This window comes from Bacillus sp. GbtcB10 (assembly GCF_019091365.1).
Taxonomy (GTDB): Bacteria; Bacillota; Bacilli; order Bacillales; family Bacillaceae; genus Bacillus; species Bacillus altitudinis.
Genome location: NZ_JAGXJP010000002.1, coordinates 577,135 through 599,505, shown reverse-complemented (window position 1 = coordinate 599,505; position 22,371 = coordinate 577,135). Strand labels below are relative to the sequence as shown.

Below are 22,371 nucleotides of genomic sequence, written 5' to 3'. Positions count from 1 at the left end.
AGTTTTTTTATTCATATTCCTCAACGATTTCTTTCACAGTAAACGATAGAGCATGGTAGACATATAAGCAGGTCATCAGTGCAGGATAGCCGAACCTTGTTCCATCTTCAGCAGGCACAAGTGGTTTTTTGAGCTGAAAATCAATGTGGACATCACAATGCTCTTCAATGAATGACGTCTCCTTTTGTGCAGGGCCGACACCGACAATAGGTGTACCTTGTTCGTGCAGCTCTTTGACAAGGGATTGAATCTCTTGATCTTCTGGATCTGAATAAAATAAAAGCACCCTGTCACTTGGATGAAGTAAGCTGCGCTCCTTTTGATCCAGCGGCAGAACCTTCGCACCCGGAAACGGCTCTTTGCTCTCGGATGCCTCTAAGGCTACAGCCGCCAGTTCATTCTTGCCATGAAAATACACGGCATGGCCACTGACAACGGCCTGAGCAAGAAGGCGTGCACCGTCTTCGATCGCTTCGGCCTGCTTATCTCCAATACGTGAAAAAATACCTGATAATTGGGTAGTGAAAATTTTTAACAAGACTCATTTCCTCCTTCTGTCAGATCATTTTATAATAGAATATAAAGAGAATATTAGGAAAAATGCTCAGAAAATGTCGTAAAGTAAACTATTATAATTAAAGGAAATGTGAAAATCAAACAGAATTATTTAACAACAGCTCTTTTTATGGCGAAAAATGAAAGCAATGGGGTGTAACAGATGAATGAGAAAATTTTAATTGTCGATGATCAGTACGGTATTAGAATATTGCTGAATGAAGTGTTTCATAAAGAAGGCTATCAAACCTTTCAAGCCGCTAATGGACTACAGGCATTAGATATTGTGAAAAACCATAGACCAAACCTCGTCCTGCTTGATATGAAGATTCCCGGAATGGATGGCATTGAGATTTTAAAACGCATGAAATTAATTGATGAAGACATTCGAGTGATCATTATGACAGCTTATGGCGAACTAGATATGATTCAAGAGTCTAAAGAGCTCGGTGCATTAACGCATTTTGCTAAACCATTTGATATTGATGAAATCCGTGATGCAGTAAAAGAATACTTGCCGCTCGAAACAAATGGCTAGATGGAAATGATTGAATCAAGTCATTCTGTTGCCGATTTGTCGAATAATTGGTATTCTAGATAAGAAGAAGAAAGCGATCTGACTTTGAAAGTTTACATATGGCGAGAAATTCTGGTCATGCTAGGGTGGAGAGCTTTTTTTAGTAAGCAAATTAGCTACATAGGGAGGATTTTTCATCATGCCTTTAGTTTCAATGACAGAAATGTTGAAAGACGCAAAGGAAAAAGGTTACGCTGTTGGACAGTTTAACTTAAATAACTTAGAATTCACGCAAGCGATTTTACAAGCTGCTGAAGAAGAGAAATCTCCAGTTATCTTAGGAGTATCTGAAGGAGCAGGACGCTACATGGGCGGCTTCAAAACAGTTGTCGCAATGGTAAAAGCGTTAATCGAAGAATATAATGTAACAGTTCCTGTTGCGATTCATTTAGATCACGGTTCAAGCTTTGAATCTTGTGCAAAAGCGATTCATGCAGGATTTACTTCTGTGATGATTGATGCTTCTCACCATCCATTTGATGAGAACGTAGCGACAACTGCAAAAGTGGTTGAGCTTGCACATTTCCACGGTGTATCTGTAGAAGCTGAGCTTGGAACTGTTGGTGGACAAGAAGACGACGTCATCGCTGAGGGCGTTATTTATGCTGATCCAAAAGAGTGCCAAGAGCTTGTAGAACGTACTGGTATTGACTGCCTTGCGCCTGCACTAGGTTCAGTTCATGGTCCATACAAAGGTGAACCAAACCTTGGTTTCGCTGAAATGGAAGAAATCGGTAAAACAACTGGACTTCCACTTGTTCTTCACGGCGGAACAGGTATCCCAACTGCTGACATCAAGCGTGCGATTTCACTTGGTACAGCAAAAATCAATGTAAACACTGAAAACCAAATTGCTTCTGCGAAAGCAGTTCGCGAAACACTTGCTGCAAAAACAGAAGAGTATGATCCACGTAAATATCTTGGACCAGCTCGTGACGCAATTAAAGCGACTGTTATCGGCAAAATGCGTGAATTTGGTTCTTCTAACCAAGCATAATTTGATGAGAACCGAAAGCCGCCTGAGTCACAGGCGGTTTTCTCCATATCATGAGAAAGCGCAATCAAATTTACATTTCAGACAATTTATTGATAGGAGAGTGGCACATTTATGTTATTTTTCGTAGACACAGCGAATATCGCAGACATCAAAGAGGCACACGAGCTTGGCATTTTAGCAGGCGTGACAACAAATCCTAGTTTAGTAGCGAAAGAAAAGGACGTATCGTTCCACGACCGCCTTCGTGAAATCACTGACGTGGTATCAGGTTCAGTTAGTGCGGAAGTCATTTCTCTCAAAGCAGAAGAAATGATCGAAGAAGGAAAAGAGCTGGCTGCTATTGCACCAAATATCACAGTGAAAATCCCAATGACAACAGACGGTCTTAAAGCGGTCAAAGCGTTAACAGACCTTGGGATTAAAACAAACGTCACGTTGATTTTTAGTGCAAACCAGGCACTTCTTGCAGCTAGAGCTGGTGCGACGTATGTCTCTCCATTCCTCGGCCGCTTAGATGACATTGGCCAAAATGGTCTTGATCTCATTAGTGAAGTGAAAACCATTTTTGATGTTCATGGATTAGATACACAAATCATTGCTGCATCCATTCGTCACCCGCAACATGTGACAGAAGCTGCGCTTAGAGGTGCTCATATCGGCACAATGCCGCTGAAAGTCATCAAGCAGCTGACAAAACACCCATTAACGGATGCAGGCATTGAGCAATTTTTAGCAGACTGGAATAAATAAGTGATTGTGGCAGACGGATACGCATCCGTTTGCCGCAGTTTTCCTTAAATACGCTAAGAAATGTTTTGTGCAAAGAAGAGAACATCACAGCCTCGCAAAGCTTCGATTATTTTTCTTCCGACAAATTTCGTTTAACCTGTATTCTTTCTCTTGATATTGGCTAAATTTTGGACAAGACCTTTTAAAGCGCGACATCCACAAACAGTATAACTCCAACAGTGATCTTCTTTAAGAAGGGAGACAAATATGGAAAAGTTAAACATTGCCGGCGGTGACCCCTTGCGCGGGACCGTACATATTAGTGGTGCGAAAAATAGTGCTGTGGCACTGATTCCTGCCACGATTCTCGCTGATTCTCCAGTAACCATTGAAGGCCTTCCGCATATTTCAGATATTGACACATTACGAGATCTGTTAGAAGAGATTGGCGGAAAGGTCACGTTTGAAAAAGGTGAGATGGTTGTCAATCCTGCCTCCATGATCAGCATGCCGCTTCCTAATGGGAAAGTGAAGAAACTACGAGCATCCTATTATTTAATGGGCGCCATGCTCGGTAGATTCAAGCAGGCTGTCATTGGATTACCAGGGGGCTGTCACTTAGGACCTAGACCGATCGATCAGCATATCAAAGGCTTTGAAGCACTTGGAGCCGAGGTGACAAACGAACAGGGTGCGATTTATTTGCGCGCTGAAAAATTAGTCGGAGCCCGTATTTATCTTGATGTTGTCAGTGTAGGTGCGACCATCAATATCATGCTGGCAGCCGTGCTAGCTGAAGGGAAAACAGTGATTGAAAATGCCGCAAAAGAACCCGAAATTATTGATGTAGCAACACTGCTTGCAAGCATGGGAGCTAAAATCAAAGGTGCGGGGACGGATGTGATTCGGATCGAAGGTGTGGAATCTCTTCATGGCTGCAGGCATTCCATCATCCCTGACCGCATAGAAGCAGGTACATTTTTAATTGCAGGTGCAGCGATGGGGAATGAAGTTGTGCTTGATAATGTGATCCCAACTCATTTAGAATCAATTACGGCGAAACTTAGAGAGATGGGATTTACAATTGAAACAAGCAACGATCAAATGCTGATCGTTGGCAGAAATGAAGGACTCAAGCCTGTCGATATCAAAACCCTTGTGTATCCGGGCTTTCCGACCGATCTTCAACAGCCGATGACGGCTTTGTTAACAAAAGCGAAAGGCACGAGTGTCGTGACAGATACCATTTACTCTGCCCGCTTTAAACACATTGACGAATTGCGTCGAATGGGTGCTAACATGAAGGTGGAAGGAAGATCTGCCATTATTACAGGTCAAACGCAGCTTCAAGGTGCAAAGGTCAAAGCAAGTGATCTGCGAGCAGGTGCTTGTCTCGTTGTTGCAGGGTTAATGGCAGACGGTGTGACCGAAATCACAGGGCTTGAACATATAGACAGAGGATATAGTATGCTTGAGGAGAAGCTTGAAGGCTTGGGTGCAACCATCTGGCGTGAAAAGCTGAATGACCAAGAAATAGAAGAACTTCAAAATTCATAAGGCTTTGACTGTGAGAGGAGATTTGGACAAAAATGGAAAGAAGTTTATCGATGGAACTAGTACGGGTGACAGAAGCAGCTGCATTAAAATCTGCTCGTTGGATGGGTAGAGGTTTAAAAGACGAAGCGGATGATGCTGCAACAAGTGCCATGCGTGATGTATTTGATACGATTCCGATGAAGGGAACTGTGGTCATCGGCGAGGGAGAAATGGACGAAGCACCAATGCTTTATATTGGGGAAAAGCTTGGAAACGGATATGGACCTCGCGTGGATGTCGCTGTTGATCCATTGGAAGGAACAAATATTGTGGCAAGCGGCGGCTGGAATGCTTTAGCTGTTATTGCTGTTGCAGATCATGGCAACTTGCTGAATGCACCTGATATGTACATGGATAAGATCGCAGTAGGTCCAGAAGCGGTAGGCTGCATCGACATTGAAGCGCCTGTCATTGACAATCTTCGTGCTGTTGCAAAAGCGAAAAACAAAGATATTGAAGATGTTGTTGCGACAATTTTAAACAGAGAGCGACATGAAAAGATCATTGCTGAGCTGAGAGAAGCTGGAGCAAGAATCAAGCTGATCGATGATGGTGACGTTGCAGGAGCCATTAATACAGCATTTGATCACACAGGTGTTGATATTCTATTTGGTTCAGGTGGAGCGCCTGAAGGTGTCCTTTCTGCTGTTGCGCTTAAAGCACTTGGTGGAGAAATCCACGGTAAGCTTCTTCCACAAAGTGAAGAAGAGCTGAGACGCTGTGAGAAAATGGGACTGGATGTTGGAAAAGTCCTCAGAATGGAAGACCTCGTGAAAGGCGATGACGCCATTTTTGCAGCGACAGGTGTAACAGATGGCGAGTTATTAAAAGGTGTTCAATTTAAAGGCTCTGTTGGAACAACACATAGTGTTGTCATGCGTGCGAAATCAGGTACTGTTCGATTCGTCGATGGCAGACACAGTTTAAAGAAAAAACCGAATCTTGTCATTCGTCCGTAATCTGAAAGCGGGTATTCTTTACCCGCTTTTCATATAGGTGTCAAATATATATCATTTTCTTTTTAAAGTTGAATATTCCCTGCAAATGAGGTAAAACTAAAGAGTGCTGCGAAATTTTCTGCGAATTTACTTCTTTTAAGCTTCAACAAGTTTAAATACTGCCGCATCATGACGATATACTCATTATCCTTCTCTATGTTGACAAAGCTCTATTTCACATTGTTCCTATCTTTACGATAAAACGAGTGGGAGCGTTACCATGAGAGCAAGGTCATTCCAACAAAAAACGGAATTAAAAGCTAATCAAATACAATGGTCATGCATTTGTAATGAAATACATTGACTAGAAAAGTGTGGTGTCCATATTGAAAGATGTTTCGATTTCATCTTTGGAAAATATGAAATTAAAAGAGCTGTATGAGTTAGCAAAAAAGTACAAAATCTCTTATTACAGCAAACTAACAAAAAAAGAATTAATTTTTGCCATCTTAAAGGCAAACGCTGAGCAAGAGGATCTCTTATTTATGGAAGGGGTTCTAGAAATTATTCAGTCAGAGGGATTTGGTTTCTTAAGACCAATTAACTATTCCCCAAGCTCTGAAGACATTTATATTTCTGCTTCACAAATCAGACGCTTTGATTTAAGAAATGGTGATAAGGTGTCTGGAAAGGTACGACCTCCAAAAGAGAATGAACGCTACTATGGCCTCCTTCATGTAGAAGCGGTAAATGGGGACGACCCAGAATCAGCAAAGGAACGTGTTCACTTTCCTGCTCTCACACCGCTATTCCCTGATCGTCAAATGATTCTTGAAACACAGCCTAATCATCTGTCTACTAGAATTATGGATATGATGGCACCAGTTGGTTTTGGACAGCGTGGATTAATTGTTGCGCCGCCTAAGGCAGGGAAGACCATTTTACTCAAAGAAATTGCCAACAGCATTTCTGAAAATCATCCAGAGGCGGAACTGATTGTTCTTCTTATTGACGAACGTCCAGAGGAAGTAACAGATATCGAACGATCTGTTGCAGGTGATGTCGTTAGCTCAACCTTTGACGAAGTACCGGAAAACCACATTAAAGTAGCAGAGCTTGTATTAGAGCGTGCGATGCGTCTAGTTGAACATAAAAAAGATGTCATCATCTTAATGGACAGCATCACAAGGCTTGCTCGGGCATACAACCTGGTCATCCCGCCAAGCGGCCGAACGCTTTCCGGTGGTATTGATCCAGCGGCTTTCCACCGTCCAAAACGCTTCTTTGGTGCTGCGCGTAACATCGAAGAAGGTGGAAGCTTGACCATTTTAGCTACTGCACTTGTTGATACAGGATCACGTATGGATGATGTGATTTATGAAGAGTTTAAAGGAACAGGAAACATGGAGCTCCATTTAGACCGTTCTCTTGCAGAAAGAAGAATTTTCCCAGCCATCGACATTCGTCGTTCCGGTACAAGAAAAGAAGAACTGCTTGTGCCTAAAGAGCATCTTGATCGTCTATGGGCGATGAGAAAATCAATGTCAGATACACCTGATTTCGCTGAGAAATTCATGCGCAAAATGAGAAAAACAAAGACAAACCAAGAATTTTTCGATATTTTAACGCAAGAGTGGAAACAAGCAAATATGTCTGCATCAAGAAGATAGCTTCCTGAAAAAATACATTTGCAATCATAGACTTACACTGTTATAATTTTATCATGTGCGTTTCAGAATTTATTCTGAGATATTAACTCTGTTTCCGAATTGGATTCAGGGCGGAAGGAGATGACAGTAGATGAAAACAGGAATTCATCCTAACTACAAAAAAGCTACAGTCAAATGCGCTTGTGGAAATGAGTTTGAAACTGGATCAGTAAAAGAAGAGGTACGCATCGAGATTTGCTCTGAGTGCCATCCTTTCTATACAGGCCGTCAAAAATTCGCTTCTGCTGATGGACGTGTTGACCGCTTTAACAAAAAATACGGTCTTAAGTAATAATAGATACAATAAACAGGCAGGAATCCGTTCTTGCCTGTTTTTTTACGTGGATTGATGGAACTTTAAAACGGGGGAGAAGACCTTATGTATGTGATGAAACAAAGCGGTTGGCTTGAAGTCATCTGCGGAAGTATGTTTTCTGGAAAGTCGGAAGAATTGATTCGGAGAGCCAAAAGAGCCACCTTTGCCAAACAAGAAGTAAAAATATTCAAACCAGCGATTGATAACCGGTATAGCACAAGCTCAGTTGTGTCACATAACGGTTCATCCGTCGATGGGATTGCAGTAACCTCACCAAAAGACATAATAACGCACATATCAGAACGAACCGATGTCATTGGCATTGATGAGGTGCAATTTTTTGATGAGACAATCATTGATATTGTCACTCAATTGGCTGATAAAGGCTACCGAGTCATTGTTGCAGGCCTTGATCAAGACTTCAGAGGAGAGCCATTTGGTGTTGTTCCGCATTTAATGGCATGTGCAGAGCTTGTAACAAAACTTCAAGCAGTTTGTTCGGTATGCGGCTCCCCAGCGAGTAGAACACAACGCTTGATCGACGGTAAACCCGCATCCTATGATGATCCCATTATTTTAGTAGGTGCGCAGGAATCATACGAAGCACGATGCAGACATCACCATGAAGTACCAAAATTAGATGTTGGTACAACACTTGACAATTAAAAAAATAGCAAATGCCGCTGTGTTTCGTTTTTCGAGATTTTGGCTGAACACCCATCATTTGTACTTAAATAAATTAAATAACGCTACGAAAAAATTATCTAATTTTCAACGCTTGCGTTTTGGTATAAGCAGGCATAAAATGACTAACTGTAGTGTAAAGCATTTAAACGAAAAGTTCGATTTCTTGTCATAATTTTTTTGATTAAGGATTTTTCTCCTTGATCGTTCTTTGTATTAATAGTTCACTTTATTTATATTTTAGAAAGAGGGTAGTTTTTGATGAACAACGTGAAGAAAACAAAAGAAGGGTACCTCGAAACCACTTTGACAGGTAAAGATGTATTATCGATTCCAACGTTGAACAAAGGCGTTGCTTTCTCTGAAGAAGAAAGACAAGAGCTTGGACTAGAAGGATTACTTCCTCCAACTGTTCTGACTTTAGAACAGCAAGCAGAGAGAGCATACAAGCAATTTCTAGCTCAGCCAGATCGTCTTCGTCAAAACGTATACTTAAGTGATTTGCAAAACCGTAACGAAGTATTATTCTATAAGCTTCTAACGGACAAGCTTCGTGAAATGCTTCCTGTTGTTTACACACCAACTGTTGGTGAAGCGATTCAAGAATACAGCCATGAATACAGAAGACCTCATGGTGTCTACCTTTCAATCGACAACATTGACGGTATTGAGAAAGCATTTGAAAACTTACATGCAACAGCAGGCGACATCGACCTCATCGTAGCAACTGACTCTGAGAGTATTCTTGGAATTGGTGACTGGGGTGTTGGTGGTATCAACATCGCAATTGGTAAACTAGCTGTTTACACGGCTGCAGCAGGAATTGATCCAAGCCGCGTGATTCCAGTTGTGTTAGATGTTGGAACTAACAATGAAAAATTATTAAATGATCCATTGTACATCGGGAACCACCACAAACGTGTACAAGGTGAAAAATACGAAGAGTTCATTGATGCATATGTAAAAGCAGCACTTAAATTCTTCCCGAAAGCATTGCTTCACTGGGAAGACCTTGGAAACAAAAATGCGCGTAACATCATGAAAAAATACAACGACAACATCTTAACTTTTAATGATGATATCCAAGGTACTGGTGCCATTACTTTAGCGGGTGTTCTTGCAGCTGTCAAGAAAACTGGTACTCAATTGAAAGATCACCGTGTGATGATTTTCGGAGCTGGATCTGCTGGAATCGGAATCGCCGATCAAATGCGTGACACAATGGTTCTTGAAGGTCTAAGTGAAGATGAAGCAAACAATGCATTCTGGACGTTAGACTACAGAGGATTGCTAACAGATCAGTTTGAAGATGAAGTGCTTGATTTCCAAAAACCATACCTTCGTTCTTCTGATGAAGTAGAAGGCTGGGCTCGTGATGAAAAAGGACAAATCTCATTTGCTGAAGCAGTTCGCAAGGTGAAGCCAACCATTCTTATTGGTACATCAGGTCAAGGCGGCGCATTCACTGAAGAAATTATTAAAGAAATCGCAGCTCATACTGAGCGTCCAGTGATCATGCCGATGTCTAACCCAACTCCACTTGCTGAAGCAGTACCGGAAGATCTATTCAAATGGACAGACGGTCGTGCGCTTGTTGCAACTGGAAGCCCATTCGAAAATGTCGAGTATAACGGAATTGAACATGAAATCGGACAATCAAACAATGCGTTCGTTTTCCCTGGACTTGGTCTTGGTTCAATCGTAACGGAATCAAAAATCATCACAAAAGGCATGTTCGTTGCTTCAGCGGATGCGATTGCTGAAATGGTTGATCATGATAAACCAGGTGCTGGTCTACTTCCAAGCATTGATAAGTTACAAGAAGTTTCTATCAAAGTAGCTATTGAAGTGGCAAAAGCAGCAATTAAAGATGGTGTCGCAAGAAAAACACCTGAAAACATTGAACAAGCTGTGAAAGATGCTATGTGGATTCCTGAATATAAAAAAATTGTAAGAGCATAATAAAATGTGTAACGCGGCATTGTTTCGGGTAATGTAAGCAATGCCGCTATAAAATAAGAAACATGTAAAGGATTCAAGGAGGAATAGTAAGATGGACTTTTTAAATATTTTGATCCTCCTAGCACCGATTTTTTTCGTTATCGCGCTGGGTTGGTTCGCAGGGAACTTCGGCAGCTATGACGCTAAATCTGCAAAAGGTGTAAGTACACTTGTTACAAAGTATGCTTTGCCAGCGCACTTTATCGCCAGCATTCTGTCAACACCAAAAGATAAATTCTATAGTCAAATTCCATTTTTCGTTGCATTGATTTTCGGAATCGTAGGCTTTTATATCATTATCCTTTTAGTTACGAAATTTGCTTTTAAATATGATTTAACAGATTCATCTGTTTTCTCATTAAACTCAGCACAACCGACCTTTGCATTTATGGGGATTCCGGTCTTGGGCAGTTTATTTGGGGCTCAAGAAGTTGCAATTCCGATTGCTATTACCGGAATAGTTGTAAATGCATTGCTTGATCCAATTGCTATTATTGTGTCAACTGTCGGTGAAAAAACAAAAGGAAAAGCCAAAGACGGCGAAAGTTTCCTAAAAATGACGACGAAAGCGATTTTGCACGGTTTATCTGAGCCGCTTGCGCTTGCACCGTTAGCAAGTATCATTCTTGTTCTTTTAGGATTTAAACTTCCTGACATCGGACATGAAATGCTAGAGGAAATTGGAAGTGTGACATCAGGGGTTGCGCTCTTTGCAGTCGGTGTCACAGTCGGTATCCGCAAAATTAAACTGAGCTTACCAGCTTTCAGTATCGCATTGCTCAAAGTAGCTGTACAACCGTTACTTATGTATTTCATCGCCATTCTTATGGGTCTTTCGGCGGATGAAATTACAAAAGCTGTATTGCTTGTTGCCTTCCCAGGTTCAGCTGTTGCGGCCATGATCGCCACTCGATTTGAGAAACAGGAAGCAGAAACAGCATCTGCATTTGTGATCAGTGCGATCATGTCACTCATTACACTACCGATCATTATCGCACTTACCGTATAATATAGTAGAAAGGCTGCCTCGTTAGGCAGCCTTTCTTAGCGAAATGAATGAAACAGAGGGAAGAGCACACGCTTTTTTTTCATTTCGGGGTGTGCCTTTTCTTTTTCTTCTTCTTTTGATGGTTTTGGTTTTGTCAATGTGGCTGTGAGGCGTTCTAATTTTGCAGTTAATTCTTCAATTTCTCTTCTGTGCTGGAGGAGCTGGTAGGAAACGCCTTCATCTGCTTTCTTAGCGAGTTTCCGTTCCATTTCTTGAAAACGCGCTTCAATATGACTGACGTGTGATTGCTCTTGAAGGAGCTGTTTCACTTGTTCTTCTAAGGCTTCTATCCGTTTTGATGAGTCAGAAGTTTCTACAGCAGGTGATAATTGCTGGGCGGTTTCTTCATGGATCGGCAGTCTAATGTCATGGAGAATCACACCTTCGTTCATTTGGTGTTTGACCTCTTTGAGCAGCTGGACAATGTCATCGTGAAATTCGTAATGTCCAAGTTCATTCCGGGCGACAGGGATGTTGAGCTGTTTGACCCAGCGCTGAATGGTTTTTGAAGATACACCAATTTCCTTTGCAACCTCATTTGTATTCAAACCAAATGCCCTCCCTTTTTTCAATTACAAGTACCATTCTCTTTCGTGAGCATCCGTTCCTTCACGTTAGACAAAACAAGTAACCAATCGCCAAAGATCGTGTTTTCTAGTGAAAAATTGCAGAAAATCAATTGTTTTGGAAATTTTTTTGACTGTCATACCCCGCTATACTATAATTAGACTGTTACGCACAAAACAGAGGTGAAGACCATGTTAGACCGTTTAAAATCAATTGAAGAACGCTATGAAAAGCTAAATGAATATTTAAGTGACCCTGAAGTGGTGAACGACCCTAAGAAGCTTCGTGAATATTCGAAGGAACAATCTGATATTCAAGAAACTGTTGAGGTATATAGACAATATCGTGCGGCATATGATCAGCTAAGTGATGCGAAAGCCATGCTGGAAGATAAGCTCGATGCCGATATGCGCGACATGGTCAAAGAAGAAATTTCAGAGCTCACAGAGGAAACAGAACGTTTAGAAGACGAGCTGAAAATCTTACTCATTCCGAAAGATCCGAATGACGATAAGAACGTTATTGTGGAGGTTCGTGGTGCAGCGGGCGGAGAAGAGGCTGCGCTGTTTGCAGGAAACCTGTACCGTATGTACAGCCGTTATGCTGAAATGCAAGGCTGGAAAACGGAAGTCATGGAAGCGAGTGTCACTGGAACTGGCGGTTATAAGGAGATCATCTTTATGATTAGCGGTAAAGGTGCATATTCTAAACTAAAGTTTGAAAACGGTGCACACCGCGTGCAGCGTGTTCCTGAAACTGAGTCAGGCGGCCGTATTCATACATCAACAGCGACAGTTGCTGTATTACCAGAAGCGGAGGAAGTTGAAATTGATATCCACGAAAAAGATATTCGTGTGGATACATTTGCATCAAGCGGACCAGGGGGACAAAGTGTTAATACCACAATGTCTGCTGTTCGTTTGACTCACCTTCCAACAGGTGTAGTGGTTTCCTGTCAGGATGAGAAATCACAAATCAAAAACAAAGAAAAAGCGATGAAAGTTTTGCGTGCGAGAATTTATGATAAATTCCAGCGTGAAGCACAAGCTGAATATGACCAAACCCGTAAATCTGCTGTTGGAACAGGGGATCGTTCAGAGCGTATCCGTACGTACAATTTCCCGCAAAACCGCGTGACGGACCACCGTATCGGATTGACGATTCAAAAGCTTGATCAAATTTTAGAAGGAAAACTTGACGAGGTCATTGATGCATTAATTATGGAAGACCAAGCAAGAAAACTTCAAAATGCAAAATAAAGAGCGAACGATCTTTGAAGCCCTTAAATGGGCTTCTTCTTTGTTAACGGAAGCGGGCAGAGACCAAAACGCAGCAGAGTTAATGTTGATGCATGTGCTTGGATGGAGCAGAAGTGAACTTCTTGCCCGTTTTCATGATCCACTGCCAGAGGAGCAAGATTCACAATTCAGCGAGTTCGTAGTACAGCACAAGCGTGGAGTGCCTGTGCAGCATTTAACGGGTGTTGAATTTTTTTATGGGCGTCCTTTTGAAGTAAACAAACACGTTCTGATTCCTCGTCCTGAAACGGAGGAAGTGGTGCTGGCGGCATTGAATATGATGAATCGTGTGTTTCCTAATGATCAACCGCTCAAAGCAGTTGATGTAGGAACAGGTAGCGGTGCAATTGCGATTACGTTAGCTCTTGAAAAAGAATCTCTCACTGTGACAGCGACGGATATTTCACATGAAGCACTTGAAGTAGCAAAGCGAAATCAAGAAGCGCTTGGTGCAGACGTTCATTTTGTCCAAGGGGATTTACTTGAACCGATTATGTCTCAAGGCATCAAAGTCGATGTGTTTATTTCCAATCCTCCTTATATTGCGGCAGAAGAAATGGATGGATTATCAGAGGTTGTCACAAAGCATGAACCTGTTAATGCGCTGACAGATGGGCGTGATGGCCTGTGGTTTTATGAGCGTATCGCCTGTGATCTCCACAAGGTACTTCATCAGCAAGCGGTGGTTGTCTTTGAAATAGGACATACACAAGCACAAGATGTAAAAGCGCTTCTTTTGCAGGCGTTCCCTTCAGCTGATGTTCATATCATCAAGGACATCAACGGAAAGGATCGAGCAGTTTGCGCACACATTCAAAACGGAAGTCCGGCTGAATAAAGTCGGACTATTTTATTATGTAAAGATGAAACTTATGGTAAAAGGGAAACGTATATATAGAAGAATGAACATTCTGATCATGATTTTTTACATAAATTTGTTTTGAAGGAGCGAATGGTGTGAACAGAAGGTATGCGATGGTGTTGGTCATCGTCAGTGTACTATTGATTGTGAGTGCTTGCGGTAAACCGAGCTTTAAAAAAGAAGCAGCAGCATTTGGGGAAAACTATAAAAAAGCACAATACACAGTGAATCGAACGGATGACCTATCTGACATGAAGGAGAAGTTGAAGGATTATTTAACCGAGCATGAATATCAAGAATATACACAAGACAGCATGTTTCCAAGTGTATTAGAAGCAGCAAAAGATCAAGATTGTCAAATTAAACTGAAAAAAATTACGTTTACACCTTCAGATGAAAGCGATGACAGGATTGAATTTGACTATGAAATGATCATTCAATTTATTGACCATAAAGGAAAGGTCAAAAAGGAAATTGAGAAAAAAGGTGCAATGACAGTGATCAAAACAGATTCGGGATTAAAAATCAGCCGAGATTGGGATGGGAGACTGTACCCTTCCGATTACCAATCCTCACTAAAAAGCCGTTCATAAGTTGTTGAATGGCTTTTTTGCATGCAAAAAAACATTGATTCGCTCACCTCATGTAGTTGTTTTTTACTCATAATCTATTAAAAAAATCATTTTTGCTGTTTACGAGATGAGTTTCCTGGACACAATGTTTGTAGCGAAGAGAAAAAGTGGGGGGAACACATCATGTTCAAAAGTAAAATGATGATTTGTCTTTATATGTTTTTATTATTATGTGGTGCTTTTGCAAACCTTGGAAAAGAGGAGACGGCGGCTGCTTCTGCCAATCAGCCTGTTGTGATTCCAGATGAAGCCATTCGTTTACGCATTTTAGCCAACAGTGACCAGTCGGCAGATCAAGATGTGAAACGAAGTATTCGAGATGAGGTCAATGCCAATATAACGGAGTGGGTGAAAGACCTCACATCCATTGAAGAAGCTAGACGTGTGATTCGTTCAAAGCTTCCAGACATCAATCGTATTGCCAAAGCAAAATTAAAGGAACAACACATTGATCAATCCGTATCGGTCAGCTTTCAAAAAGCCTCATTTCCAACAAAGCTATATGGCAACTTTGTTTATCCTGCTGGGAAATATGAAGCCATTTTGATTACGTTAGGGGAAGGAGACGGAGCCAATTGGTGGTGTGTGTTATTCCCACCTCTCTGCTTTATCGATTTTTCAAACGGAGAAGCGATCGCCTCACCAGAAGGAGATGATAAAGAGCAGGTAGCCGCAGAGCCATCAAATGAATCTGTCAATGAAGTGGTAAAAGAAGAAGAGACGGGTGAAGTGAAATTCTTTCTGTTCGAATGGGTCTCTAGTCTTTTCTCTTAAAAAAGGTCTAAATCTGTTTTTGCCTCATAGAGTTGAAGTAAGAGAACAAAAAGAGGTGAAAGCATGTATTATCAATTAAGAATAGCGACAGAAGAAGATGCCCCGGCCATTAATGCCTTTCTTGAAAAAGGCCAAGCAAAAGGCGGGGTGACGATTGCAGAGCGTACGTCATTTGTGGTCATGGAAGATGCAGACGGTGAGCTTGCAGGCTGTTTAGGTCTTGAACGACTAAATGAACAAGAAGGATTGCTAAGATCACTTGTGATATCAGATAAACTGGGTCAGGGGCATATCGTTTCTCTGTTCCAAAGTGTTCAAACGCTAGGGGAAAAACAAGGTGTGGACACCTTTTATGTTGTAGCCAATCACTCCTCTTCGCATGATTTTTTAGCGCTGATGGGCTTTACGCCTATAGAGGAAATCCCAGAAAGTGTGTGGGTATCTGCGCATGCAAAAGAGTCATTGGGAAAAGAGCAGGCGGTTGTGCTGCAAAAAACAGCTAGTTAATCACAAAACACCGGACTTATTCACATACTTATCCACTGTAAAACAAGCGTTATCCACAAATTGTGGACAACGCTTGTTTTATTTAGCATCATCTTTTATACTTTCAAAAGGATAATTGAGATATATCAACAGTTTTATCTTTTTTAAAAGGAGTTTGTATGATGTTAAATACAAAAAGGTGGTCTGTGGATTTAAAAAAGGATTTATCCACATACTATCCACAAATTGAACAAGCAGCTCTGTTGTTGCGGCAGAATGAAGTGGTCGCTTTTCCGACAGAAACGGTTTATGGACTAGGGGCAAATGCAAAAGAGACAGAGGCTGTGAAGAAAATTTATGAAGCGAAAGGACGCCCAAGTGATAATCCGTTGATTGTTCACATTGCGGATGTTCAACAGCTTCATGAATTTGCGCAAATAGAAAATGAAAAAGTAACAGCGCTGATGGATGCCTTTTGGCCAGGAGCTCTCACCATTGTTCTACCTTGTAAGCCGGGCACATTATCAAAGCAGGTGACGGCAGGTTTAACGACAGTAGGCGTAAGAATGCCTGATCATCCTGTTGCGCTTGAACTCATCCGAGCAGCTGGTCTGCCAATTGCCGCGCCTAGTGCCAACCGTTCGGGAAAACCGTCGCCGACACTTGCGGATCATGTCGCGAGTGATCTTGATGGGAAAATTGCAGGCATTGTCGATGGTGGTTCAACAGGTATTGGCGTGGAGTCAACGGTTGTATCTTGTGTAGACGAGATTCCAGTGATCTTAAGGCCGGGCGGTATTACAAAAGAAGCATTAGAAGAGGTCGTAGGAACGGTCAACACGGATCCAGGGTTGACGAAAAAGGATGAGGCGCCAGTATCGCCGGGAATGAAATATACACATTATGCACCTGAAGCACAAATGTATATATTTCATGGGAGTGATGAAGACATGCAGCTGCACATTCAGAAGTACCGAGCTGAAGGGCTAAAAGTAGGTGTGCTGACGACAGAAGAAAAGAAGGAATGGTTTGCGGCAGATGTTATCTTTAGCTGTGGATGGAGAGAAAAGCCTGAAACGGTTGCGGCAAACTTATATCGTGTGCTGAGACAATTTGATGAAACGGATGTAGACTTGATCATTTCAGAAGCCTTCTCAGAGCAGGGAGTTGGTTCTGCGATCATGAACCGTCTGCAAAAAGCGGCAGGAGGGCGCACTCTCTCTTCATTCAAATAGTTCTATCCTCTCTTGGACAAACATAGGTTAAAGGAGAATGCGTGTCCAAGGGGGATTTACATGAATGAACTAGCTGGGGAATTGCTGACACTCAGTATCATGGCTTTTGCACTTGGAATGGATGCCTTTTCGGTTGGACTCGGCATGGGGATGATTCAGCTGAGATTCCGCCAAATCCTTTATATTGGACTTGTCATTGGGATATTTCATATGTTTATGCCTCTTTTTGGCATGCTAACAGGTCAGCTTTTATCTGGCTGGCTTGGGCTCCTAGCAACCTATATAGGCGGGGCGCTGCTTTTGGTGCTGGGTCTGCAAATGATCATCGCTTCTATCCGAAAAGAAGATAAGCCATTTATCGCACCTGTTGGGGCCGGTCTCGTTCTTTTTGCAACAAGTGTGAGTTTAGATAGTTTTTCCGTTGGCTTAAGCCTGGGGATTTACGGTTCTCGGGTGTTGATGACCATTTTATTGTTTGGCTTTTTTAGTATGATGCTCACATGGCTTGGATTATTACTCGGTAAACAGGTTCGGTCATGGGTAGGTTCATACAGCGGGGTGCTTGGCGGATTGATTTTACTAGCCTTTGGAATCAAATTATTATTTCCGCTCTAGCCTGTCTCCTTACATAACATGTAGAATGAAATGCTATATAATAGAAGAAAAGGAGGTCGAAAGATGAATATCTTATTTGTTTGTACGGGAAATACTTGCAGAAGTCCGATGGCTCAAGCCCTTTTTTCCTCCATTGCAGATGAAAAAGGCTTACAGGTCACTGTAAAATCAGCGGGCATCTTCGCCTCTGATGCAGGGAAGGCTTCTCCTCAAGCAGTCGAAGCATTATTTGAGAAAAGCATTCCACTGAATCACTCGTCGTCTAAACTAACAGAAGAACTTCTTCATGAAGCAGATTATGTCTTCACCATGACGATTCAGCATAAACAGTTGATTGTGGAGCAATATGCTCATGTGAAAGACAAGGTCTTCACTCTAAAAGAATTTGCGACAGGATCAGAAGGTGACGTGTCGGATCCATTTGGAGGGAGCCTCTCCATTTATCAGGAGACACGAGATGAACTAGAAACGCTATTGTATCAACTTGCTAAAAAGCTTAAACAGGATCATAAATCCTCATAAATGGACAACCTGTAAAACCGTTGCGCAAACGGTTTTTCTGCTTTTGTTTGCAAATGACTAGGCAGAGGTTAAAATATAACTGTAAATAAAGAATGAATGTAAGACATGACAGATTAACTCACCCTTAGGAGGAATTGCCCGATGAAAGTAGCCATTGCATCCGATCACGGCGGAACGAATATTCGTGAAGAAATCAAACAACTAATGGATGAATTAAAGATTGAATACATTGATATGGGTTGTGAATGTGGATCAGGTTCTGTAGACTACCCTGACTATGCTTTTCCTGTAGCCAATATGGTGGCAAACGGGGAAGTCGATCGAGGCATTTTGATTTGCGGGACAGGTATCGGTATGAGCATTTCAGCAAACAAAGTGAAAGGCATCCGCTGTGCACTGGCGCATGATACATTCAGTGCAAAGGCGACGAGAGAACATAACGATACAAATGTTCTTGCGATGGGAGAACGAGTCATTGGACCAGGACTGGCAAGAGAGATTGCTCACATTTGGCTGACAACAGAATTTACTGCAGGACGTCATGCTGTGCGGATTGGTAAAATCGCTGATTACGAAGAAAAGCACTTGTAAGGAGCGCTTAACATGAACATTGGTCAAGATTGGCTTGAAATGTTAAAAGAGTTTCATCAAACAGTTGAACTGCGAGCTGGCCACATTTTAGTGATTGGCTGCAGTACGTCAGAAGTGGCTGGCGAGCACATTGGGACAGCGGGAAGTGAGCAAATTGCTGAAGCTATTTTTCAAGAGCTCGATCAACTGAGACGCGAGACAGGAATCGAATTGGCCTTCCAATGCTGCGAGCATTTGAATCGTGCCCTCGTTGTGGAAGAAGAGGTGGCGTACCGGCTTAACTTAGAGATTGTAGCGGCTGTACCTGTCCGTCAGGCGGGTGGTTCTATGGCGGCGCATGCGTATCAGCAAATGGAACACCCTGTGTTGGTTGAATCCATTTCAGCGCATGCAGGGATTGATATCGGTGATACATTCATCGGCATGCACTTAAAGCGGGTAGCCGTACCGGTCCGTCTCAGCCGTCATCAATTAGGACAAGCACATGTGACGTTTGCAAAAACTCGTCCAAAGCTGATTGGCGGAGAACGAGCCGTTTATACAAGATCATAGTTCGGATATATTTCTAATATAATGTTGAATGATGAAGACGCTTAACCCTTTGAATATTCGGGTTTTCATAAAAAATAAGTCGATTTTCCAAAAAAAACTTTTACATTTTACTCAAAAACCGTGTACAATGAGATGGTGAAAACATCGAATGGAAATAGATTGGAGAGGATTTCGCTGATGAAACATTTACCTGAGCAAGACGCACAAGTATTCAAAGCAATTCAACTAGAGCGGAAACGCCAGCAGGACAAAATCGAATTAATTGCATCAGAAAACTTCGTAAGCGAAGCAGTCATGGAAGCGCAGGGCTCTGTCTTAACAAACAAATATGCAGAAGGTTACCCTGGTAAACGCTACTATGGCGGCTGTGAACATGTAGACGTTGTAGAAGATATCGCACGTGACCGCGCAAAAGAAATTTTTGGCGCTGAGTATGTGAACGTACAGCCTCACTCAGGAGCTCAAGCGAATATGGCCGTATACTTTACAATCCTTGAGCATGGCGATACAGTGCTAGGCATGAACTTATCACATGGCGGGCATTTAACACATGGAAGCCCTGTAAACTTTAGCGGCGTACAGTACAACTTTGTAGAATACGGTGTAGATAAAGAAACACAACATATCGACTACCAAGATGTACTTGAAAAAGCACGTGAGCATAAGCCGAAACTAATCGTAGCGGGTGCAAGTGCTTACCCACGTCAAATTGATTTCAAAAAGTTCCGTGAAATTGCCGATGAAGTCGGTGCTTACTTTATGGTGGACATGGCTCACATCGCGGGTCTTGTTGCAGCAGGTCTTCATCCAAATCCAGTTCCTTACGCTGATTTTGTGACAACGACAACTCACAAAACATTGCGCGGACCTCGCGGCGGAATGATTCTATGCCGTGAAGAGTTTGGTAAAAAGATCGACAAATCGATCTTCCCTGGTATTCAAGGTGGACCACTCATGCATGTGATCTCTGCAAAAGCTGTTTCTTTCGGTGAAGTATTGAACGGAGATTTCAAAACATATGCACAAAACGTGATTGATAACGCAAAACAACTAGCTGAAACACTTTTATCTGAGGATATTCAGCTTGTATCTGGTGGAACAGATAACCATCTTGTTCTCATCGACTTGCGCTCTCTTGGCATTACAGGAAAAATTGCAGAAAACGTTCTTGATGAAATTGGTATCACAGTGAACAAAAATGCGATTCCTTATGATCCAGAGAAACCATTTGTTACAAGTGGTGTACGTGTAGGTACAGCAGCAGTGACAAGCCGTGGCTTCGATCAAGAAGCGATGAAAGAAGTCGGTTCCATCATTGCGCTTGCGCTGAAACATCATGAAGATGAAGCGAAATTAGAAGAGGCGAAAAAGCGTGTATCTGATCTGACAGCTCGTTTCCCTCTATATCAAGAATTAGATTATTAAGATGCAGACCCATTTGCCTATTTTTGGCATGTGGGTTTTTTTTGTAGGATTTGCGAATCATATTGAAAGATGATGTCTTTTTATGTAGAATTGTAGGAAGTGTGCAAAGTTCACCGGAAGATGACAGAAAAGGAGTTGTAGCAAGCAATGGCAAAGGTTTATGTATTTGATCACCCGCTTATTCAGCACAAACTTACATATATTCGTGACGTTCATACAGGAACAAAAGAATTTAGAGAGCTAGTGGATGAAGTCGCAACATTAATGGCATTTGAAATCACAAGAGACTTACCGCTTGAAGAGGTAGATGTAGAAACACCTGTACAAGTCGCTAAATCAAACGTGATCTCAGGTAAAAAACTCGGAGTTGTGCCGATTTTAAGAGCAGGTCTTGGAATGGTAGACGGGATTTTGAAACTCATTCCAGCTGCCAAAGTGGGACATGTCGGTTTATACCGTGATCCGAAGACATTAAAGCCTGTTGAATATTATGTGAAGCTTCCATCTGATGTGGAAGAGCGTGAATTTATCGTAGTAGACCCAATGCTTGCAACGGGCGGATCAGCAGTAGAAGCATTAAACAGCTTGAAAAAACGCGGTGCGAAAAACATCCGCTTCATGTGTCTGATTGCTGCGCCAGAAGGTGTAGAAGAAATGCAAAAGCATCATCCAGATGTTGATATCTACATTGCAGCATTAGATGAGAAGTTAAACGAAAAAGGTTACATCATCCCAGGTCTTGGTGATGCTGGTGACCGTATGTATGGAACAAAATAAGAATGATTCATGAAAAGCCCACATGCAAACGTGCATGTGGGCTTTTTTGAAAAATATGACAAACGGTTGATATCGTTCTTAGAAAAATCAATGTATACTGAACATTAGCAGTTTTTTTGAATGAATGTCACATCTCTCCTAAAGTTTGATGAAATTGTGAACATTTTGTGTGCTCTCTCATTATAGAAAAGTTTTTTAACTTTCAACGGATTGACACATCATAGACGCTATTGTATGCTAAACGAGGGTATTATGGTAAGGTTTTCATAGCCTATAGCACTCTACTAATCCTCATTGTGAACCCTTTAATAATCAGGGTTTGTATCAGCGAATGAAGCAGAATCCCATAGATCTAAAGATTTCAAGTCTGATTGCACAATTAGACCGATGGGTGATTGATTTTTTTCAAACAGGACGGCTTATCATAAGCGTCTTCTACGCAGTTTTCATCACCATTTATCACCTTTTTTACAATATTTTTCATCGGGAGTCAGATGAATGAACGATCCAAACGTCATTTTCCGCAGACAGAGTAAATATATGTTCTATTTATTGGCAATTTTTGTGTTTGGCTATGCCATGCCTGGTTTTAAACCACTGTTTCTTGGTTTCATTATCGGCACAATTTTTGCTTTCTTTAATTTATTCCTGCTTATTCGGAGAATGCATGCTTTTGATCGAGCAGTTAAAAAAGGAAAATCTATTCGTTCAATGGGAAGTACAGCCAGGTGGGCCAACGCAATTCTCGCAGTAGCGATTGCTTGGCGTTACCCTAACGAAGTTCATCTGGCAGGTGTTGTTATAGGATTAATGACAATATATCCTGTCATTATGATAGATTCCTTCATTCAACTTAAACGTTCTACTATGGAAGAGAGGTGAATA

The 22,371-nt window shown here is 41.8% G+C and carries 25 protein-coding genes; 23 read left to right on the top strand and 2 right to left on the bottom strand.

All coding sequences use genetic code 11. The features are described from left to right. Positions 1 to 7: 7 nt before the first annotated feature. Entirely contained in the window at positions 8 to 538 is a 531-nt protein-coding gene (locus tag KVT11_RS08415) for a DUF2529 domain-containing protein (RefSeq protein ID WP_008343445.1), read from the bottom strand. A 180-nt stretch (positions 539 to 718) separates the two neighbouring features. Between KVT11_RS08415 and KVT11_RS08410 the strand changes: the two genes are divergently transcribed. From KVT11_RS08410 to KVT11_RS08365, 10 genes are all read left to right on the top strand, one after another. Next, entirely contained in the window at positions 719 to 1,093 is a 375-nt protein-coding gene (locus KVT11_RS08410) for a response regulator (protein ID WP_003214681.1), read from the top strand. A gap of 178 nt (positions 1,094 to 1,271) precedes the next feature. Then, positions 1,272 to 2,129: a class II fructose-bisphosphate aldolase gene (locus tag KVT11_RS08405; RefSeq protein ID WP_007497678.1), complete on the top strand. Its 858-nt coding sequence runs from the start codon at positions 1,272 to 1,274 to the stop codon at positions 2,127 to 2,129. A 111-nt stretch (positions 2,130 to 2,240) separates the two neighbouring features. Then, a complete protein-coding gene (fsa, locus tag KVT11_RS08400; RefSeq protein ID WP_003215343.1) occupies positions 2,241 to 2,879 on the top strand; it encodes a fructose-6-phosphate aldolase in 639 nt (212 codons plus the stop codon). A 246-nt stretch (positions 2,880 to 3,125) separates the two neighbouring features. Continuing rightward, positions 3,126 to 4,415, top strand: coding sequence for a UDP-N-acetylglucosamine 1-carboxyvinyltransferase (locus tag KVT11_RS08395; RefSeq protein WP_048001110.1), 1,290 nt, complete (start codon positions 3,126 to 3,128; stop codon positions 4,413 to 4,415). Positions 4,416 to 4,447: 32 nt separating this feature from the next. Next, complete coding sequence (gene glpX / locus KVT11_RS08390) at positions 4,448 to 5,413, top strand: class II fructose-bisphosphatase (protein ID WP_007497670.1); 966 nt, start codon at positions 4,448 to 4,450, stop codon at positions 5,411 to 5,413. A gap of 365 nt (positions 5,414 to 5,778) precedes the next feature. Continuing rightward, the gene (gene rho / locus KVT11_RS08385; protein ID WP_007497667.1) at positions 5,779 to 7,062 is read left to right on the top strand and encodes a transcription termination factor Rho; all 1,284 of its coding nucleotides are present in this window, start codon (positions 5,779 to 5,781) and stop codon (positions 7,060 to 7,062) included. A gap of 130 nt (positions 7,063 to 7,192) precedes the next feature. Next, a complete protein-coding gene (gene rpmE / locus KVT11_RS08380) occupies positions 7,193 to 7,393 on the top strand; it encodes a 50S ribosomal protein L31 (protein ID WP_003215407.1) in 201 nt (66 codons plus the stop codon). Between the two features lie 87 nt (positions 7,394 to 7,480). Continuing rightward, entirely contained in the window at positions 7,481 to 8,083 is a 603-nt protein-coding gene (locus KVT11_RS08375; RefSeq protein WP_007497666.1) for a thymidine kinase, read from the top strand. Positions 8,084 to 8,362: 279 nt separating this feature from the next. Continuing rightward, entirely contained in the window at positions 8,363 to 10,063 is a 1,701-nt protein-coding gene (gene malS / locus KVT11_RS08370) for an oxaloacetate-decarboxylating malate dehydrogenase (RefSeq protein ID WP_072367350.1), read from the top strand. 91 nt (positions 10,064 to 10,154) lie between these two features. Beyond that, a complete protein-coding gene (locus KVT11_RS08365) occupies positions 10,155 to 11,111 on the top strand; it encodes an AEC family transporter (protein WP_108611056.1) in 957 nt (318 codons plus the stop codon). Between the two features lie 35 nt (positions 11,112 to 11,146). Here KVT11_RS08365 and racA read toward each other — a convergent pair whose 3' ends face one another. Then, entirely contained in the window at positions 11,147 to 11,698 is a 552-nt protein-coding gene (racA, locus tag KVT11_RS08360) for a chromosome-anchoring protein RacA (RefSeq protein WP_017360049.1), read from the bottom strand. Between the two features lie 210 nt (positions 11,699 to 11,908). On the opposite strand from racA, the gene prfA reads away from it, so the two are divergent. The 13 genes from prfA to KVT11_RS08295 all read left to right on the top strand — a co-directional run bounded on the left by prfA (position 11,909) and on the right by KVT11_RS08295 (position 22,368). Then, positions 11,909 to 12,976, top strand: coding sequence for a peptide chain release factor 1 (prfA, locus tag KVT11_RS08355; protein WP_008343422.1), 1,068 nt, complete (start codon positions 11,909 to 11,911; stop codon positions 12,974 to 12,976). After that, the gene (gene prmC / locus KVT11_RS08350; protein WP_210552238.1) at positions 12,966 to 13,853 is read left to right on the top strand and encodes a peptide chain release factor N(5)-glutamine methyltransferase; all 888 of its coding nucleotides are present in this window, start codon (positions 12,966 to 12,968) and stop codon (positions 13,851 to 13,853) included. Before prfA ends, prmC begins: the two co-directional genes overlap by 11 nt. A 137-nt stretch (positions 13,854 to 13,990) precedes the next feature. Continuing rightward, positions 13,991 to 14,470 carry a hypothetical protein gene (locus KVT11_RS08345; RefSeq protein WP_017360046.1) on the top strand — a complete coding sequence of 160 codons (480 nt, stop codon included), beginning with the start codon at positions 13,991 to 13,993 and terminating at the stop codon, positions 14,468 to 14,470. 162 nt (positions 14,471 to 14,632) lie between these two features. Continuing rightward, positions 14,633 to 15,283 carry a stage II sporulation protein R gene (spoIIR, locus tag KVT11_RS08340; RefSeq protein WP_017360045.1) on the top strand — a complete coding sequence of 217 codons (651 nt, stop codon included), beginning with the start codon at positions 14,633 to 14,635 and terminating at the stop codon, positions 15,281 to 15,283. Between the two features lie 63 nt (positions 15,284 to 15,346). Next, entirely contained in the window at positions 15,347 to 15,790 is a 444-nt protein-coding gene (locus KVT11_RS08335) for a GNAT family N-acetyltransferase (protein ID WP_007497650.1), read from the top strand. A 161-nt stretch (positions 15,791 to 15,951) separates the two neighbouring features. Further along, a complete protein-coding gene (locus KVT11_RS08330) occupies positions 15,952 to 17,004 on the top strand; it encodes an L-threonylcarbamoyladenylate synthase (RefSeq protein ID WP_024718758.1) in 1,053 nt (350 codons plus the stop codon). Positions 17,005 to 17,064: 60 nt separating this feature from the next. Further along, positions 17,065 to 17,619, top strand: coding sequence for a manganese efflux pump MntP (locus tag KVT11_RS08325; RefSeq protein WP_035702305.1), 555 nt, complete (start codon positions 17,065 to 17,067; stop codon positions 17,617 to 17,619). Positions 17,620 to 17,682: 63 nt separating this feature from the next. Further along, the gene (locus KVT11_RS08320) at positions 17,683 to 18,141 is read left to right on the top strand and encodes a low molecular weight protein arginine phosphatase (RefSeq protein WP_017360042.1); all 459 of its coding nucleotides are present in this window, start codon (positions 17,683 to 17,685) and stop codon (positions 18,139 to 18,141) included. Positions 18,142 to 18,282: 141 nt separating this feature from the next. Next, positions 18,283 to 18,732, top strand: a complete 450-nt coding sequence (rpiB, locus tag KVT11_RS08315) for a ribose 5-phosphate isomerase B (RefSeq protein ID WP_003214714.1) — start codon at positions 18,283 to 18,285, stop codon at positions 18,730 to 18,732. A gap of 12 nt (positions 18,733 to 18,744) precedes the next feature. Continuing rightward, positions 18,745 to 19,284, top strand: a complete 540-nt coding sequence (locus KVT11_RS08310) for a TIGR01440 family protein (protein ID WP_116306371.1) — start codon at positions 18,745 to 18,747, stop codon at positions 19,282 to 19,284. 177 nt (positions 19,285 to 19,461) lie between these two features. Next, positions 19,462 to 20,709: a serine hydroxymethyltransferase gene (glyA, locus tag KVT11_RS08305; RefSeq protein ID WP_024718755.1), complete on the top strand. Its 1,248-nt coding sequence runs from the start codon at positions 19,462 to 19,464 to the stop codon at positions 20,707 to 20,709. A 147-nt stretch (positions 20,710 to 20,856) separates the two neighbouring features. Next, positions 20,857 to 21,486 carry a uracil phosphoribosyltransferase gene (gene upp, locus KVT11_RS08300; protein ID WP_003214553.1) on the top strand — a complete coding sequence of 210 codons (630 nt, stop codon included), beginning with the start codon at positions 20,857 to 20,859 and terminating at the stop codon, positions 21,484 to 21,486. A gap of 498 nt (positions 21,487 to 21,984) precedes the next feature. Next, entirely contained in the window at positions 21,985 to 22,368 is a 384-nt protein-coding gene (locus tag KVT11_RS08295) for an ATP synthase subunit I (RefSeq protein WP_007497639.1), read from the top strand. The last annotated feature ends 3 nt before the right edge of the window (positions 22,369 to 22,371 follow it).

What these genes read in the sequence shown, in the direction of transcription:
- KVT11_RS08295 (WP_007497639.1), top strand. Translation starts at nt 21,985, where the DNA reads ATGAACGATCCAAACGTCATTTTCCGCAGACAGAGTAAATATATGTTC.
- KVT11_RS08375 (WP_007497666.1), top strand. Translation starts at nt 7,481, where the DNA reads ATGTATGTGATGAAACAAAGCGGTTGGCTTGAAGTCATCTGCGGAAGT.
- KVT11_RS08310 (WP_116306371.1), top strand. Translation starts at nt 18,745, where the DNA reads ATGAACATTGGTCAAGATTGGCTTGAAATGTTAAAAGAGTTTCATCAA.
- rpiB (WP_003214714.1), top strand. Translation starts at nt 18,283, where the DNA reads ATGAAAGTAGCCATTGCATCCGATCACGGCGGAACGAATATTCGTGAA.
- KVT11_RS08410 (WP_003214681.1), top strand. Translation starts at nt 719, where the DNA reads ATGAATGAGAAAATTTTAATTGTCGATGATCAGTACGGTATTAGAATA.
- glyA (WP_024718755.1), top strand. Translation starts at nt 19,462, where the DNA reads ATGAAACATTTACCTGAGCAAGACGCACAAGTATTCAAAGCAATTCAA.
- rpmE (WP_003215407.1), top strand. Translation starts at nt 7,193, where the DNA reads ATGAAAACAGGAATTCATCCTAACTACAAAAAAGCTACAGTCAAATGC.
- KVT11_RS08405 (WP_007497678.1), top strand. Translation starts at nt 1,272, where the DNA reads ATGCCTTTAGTTTCAATGACAGAAATGTTGAAAGACGCAAAGGAAAAA.
- spoIIR (WP_017360045.1), top strand. Translation starts at nt 14,633, where the DNA reads ATGTTCAAAAGTAAAATGATGATTTGTCTTTATATGTTTTTATTATTA.
- fsa (WP_003215343.1), top strand. Translation starts at nt 2,241, where the DNA reads ATGTTATTTTTCGTAGACACAGCGAATATCGCAGACATCAAAGAGGCA.
- KVT11_RS08330 (WP_024718758.1), top strand. Translation starts at nt 15,952, where the DNA reads ATGTTAAATACAAAAAGGTGGTCTGTGGATTTAAAAAAGGATTTATCC.
- KVT11_RS08345 (WP_017360046.1), top strand. Translation starts at nt 13,991, where the DNA reads ATGGTGTTGGTCATCGTCAGTGTACTATTGATTGTGAGTGCTTGCGGT.
- KVT11_RS08395 (WP_048001110.1), top strand. Translation starts at nt 3,126, where the DNA reads ATGGAAAAGTTAAACATTGCCGGCGGTGACCCCTTGCGCGGGACCGTA.
- KVT11_RS08365 (WP_108611056.1), top strand. Translation starts at nt 10,155, where the DNA reads ATGGACTTTTTAAATATTTTGATCCTCCTAGCACCGATTTTTTTCGTT.
- malS (WP_072367350.1), top strand. Translation starts at nt 8,363, where the DNA reads ATGAACAACGTGAAGAAAACAAAAGAAGGGTACCTCGAAACCACTTTG.
- upp (WP_003214553.1), top strand. Translation starts at nt 20,857, where the DNA reads ATGGCAAAGGTTTATGTATTTGATCACCCGCTTATTCAGCACAAACTT.
- prfA (WP_008343422.1), top strand. Translation starts at nt 11,909, where the DNA reads ATGTTAGACCGTTTAAAATCAATTGAAGAACGCTATGAAAAGCTAAAT.
- glpX (WP_007497670.1), top strand. Translation starts at nt 4,448, where the DNA reads ATGGAAAGAAGTTTATCGATGGAACTAGTACGGGTGACAGAAGCAGCT.
- KVT11_RS08335 (WP_007497650.1), top strand. Translation starts at nt 15,347, where the DNA reads ATGTATTATCAATTAAGAATAGCGACAGAAGAAGATGCCCCGGCCATT.
- KVT11_RS08325 (WP_035702305.1), top strand. Translation starts at nt 17,065, where the DNA reads ATGAATGAACTAGCTGGGGAATTGCTGACACTCAGTATCATGGCTTTT.
- prmC (WP_210552238.1), top strand. Translation starts at nt 12,966, where the DNA reads ATGCAAAATAAAGAGCGAACGATCTTTGAAGCCCTTAAATGGGCTTCT.
- KVT11_RS08320 (WP_017360042.1), top strand. Translation starts at nt 17,683, where the DNA reads ATGAATATCTTATTTGTTTGTACGGGAAATACTTGCAGAAGTCCGATG.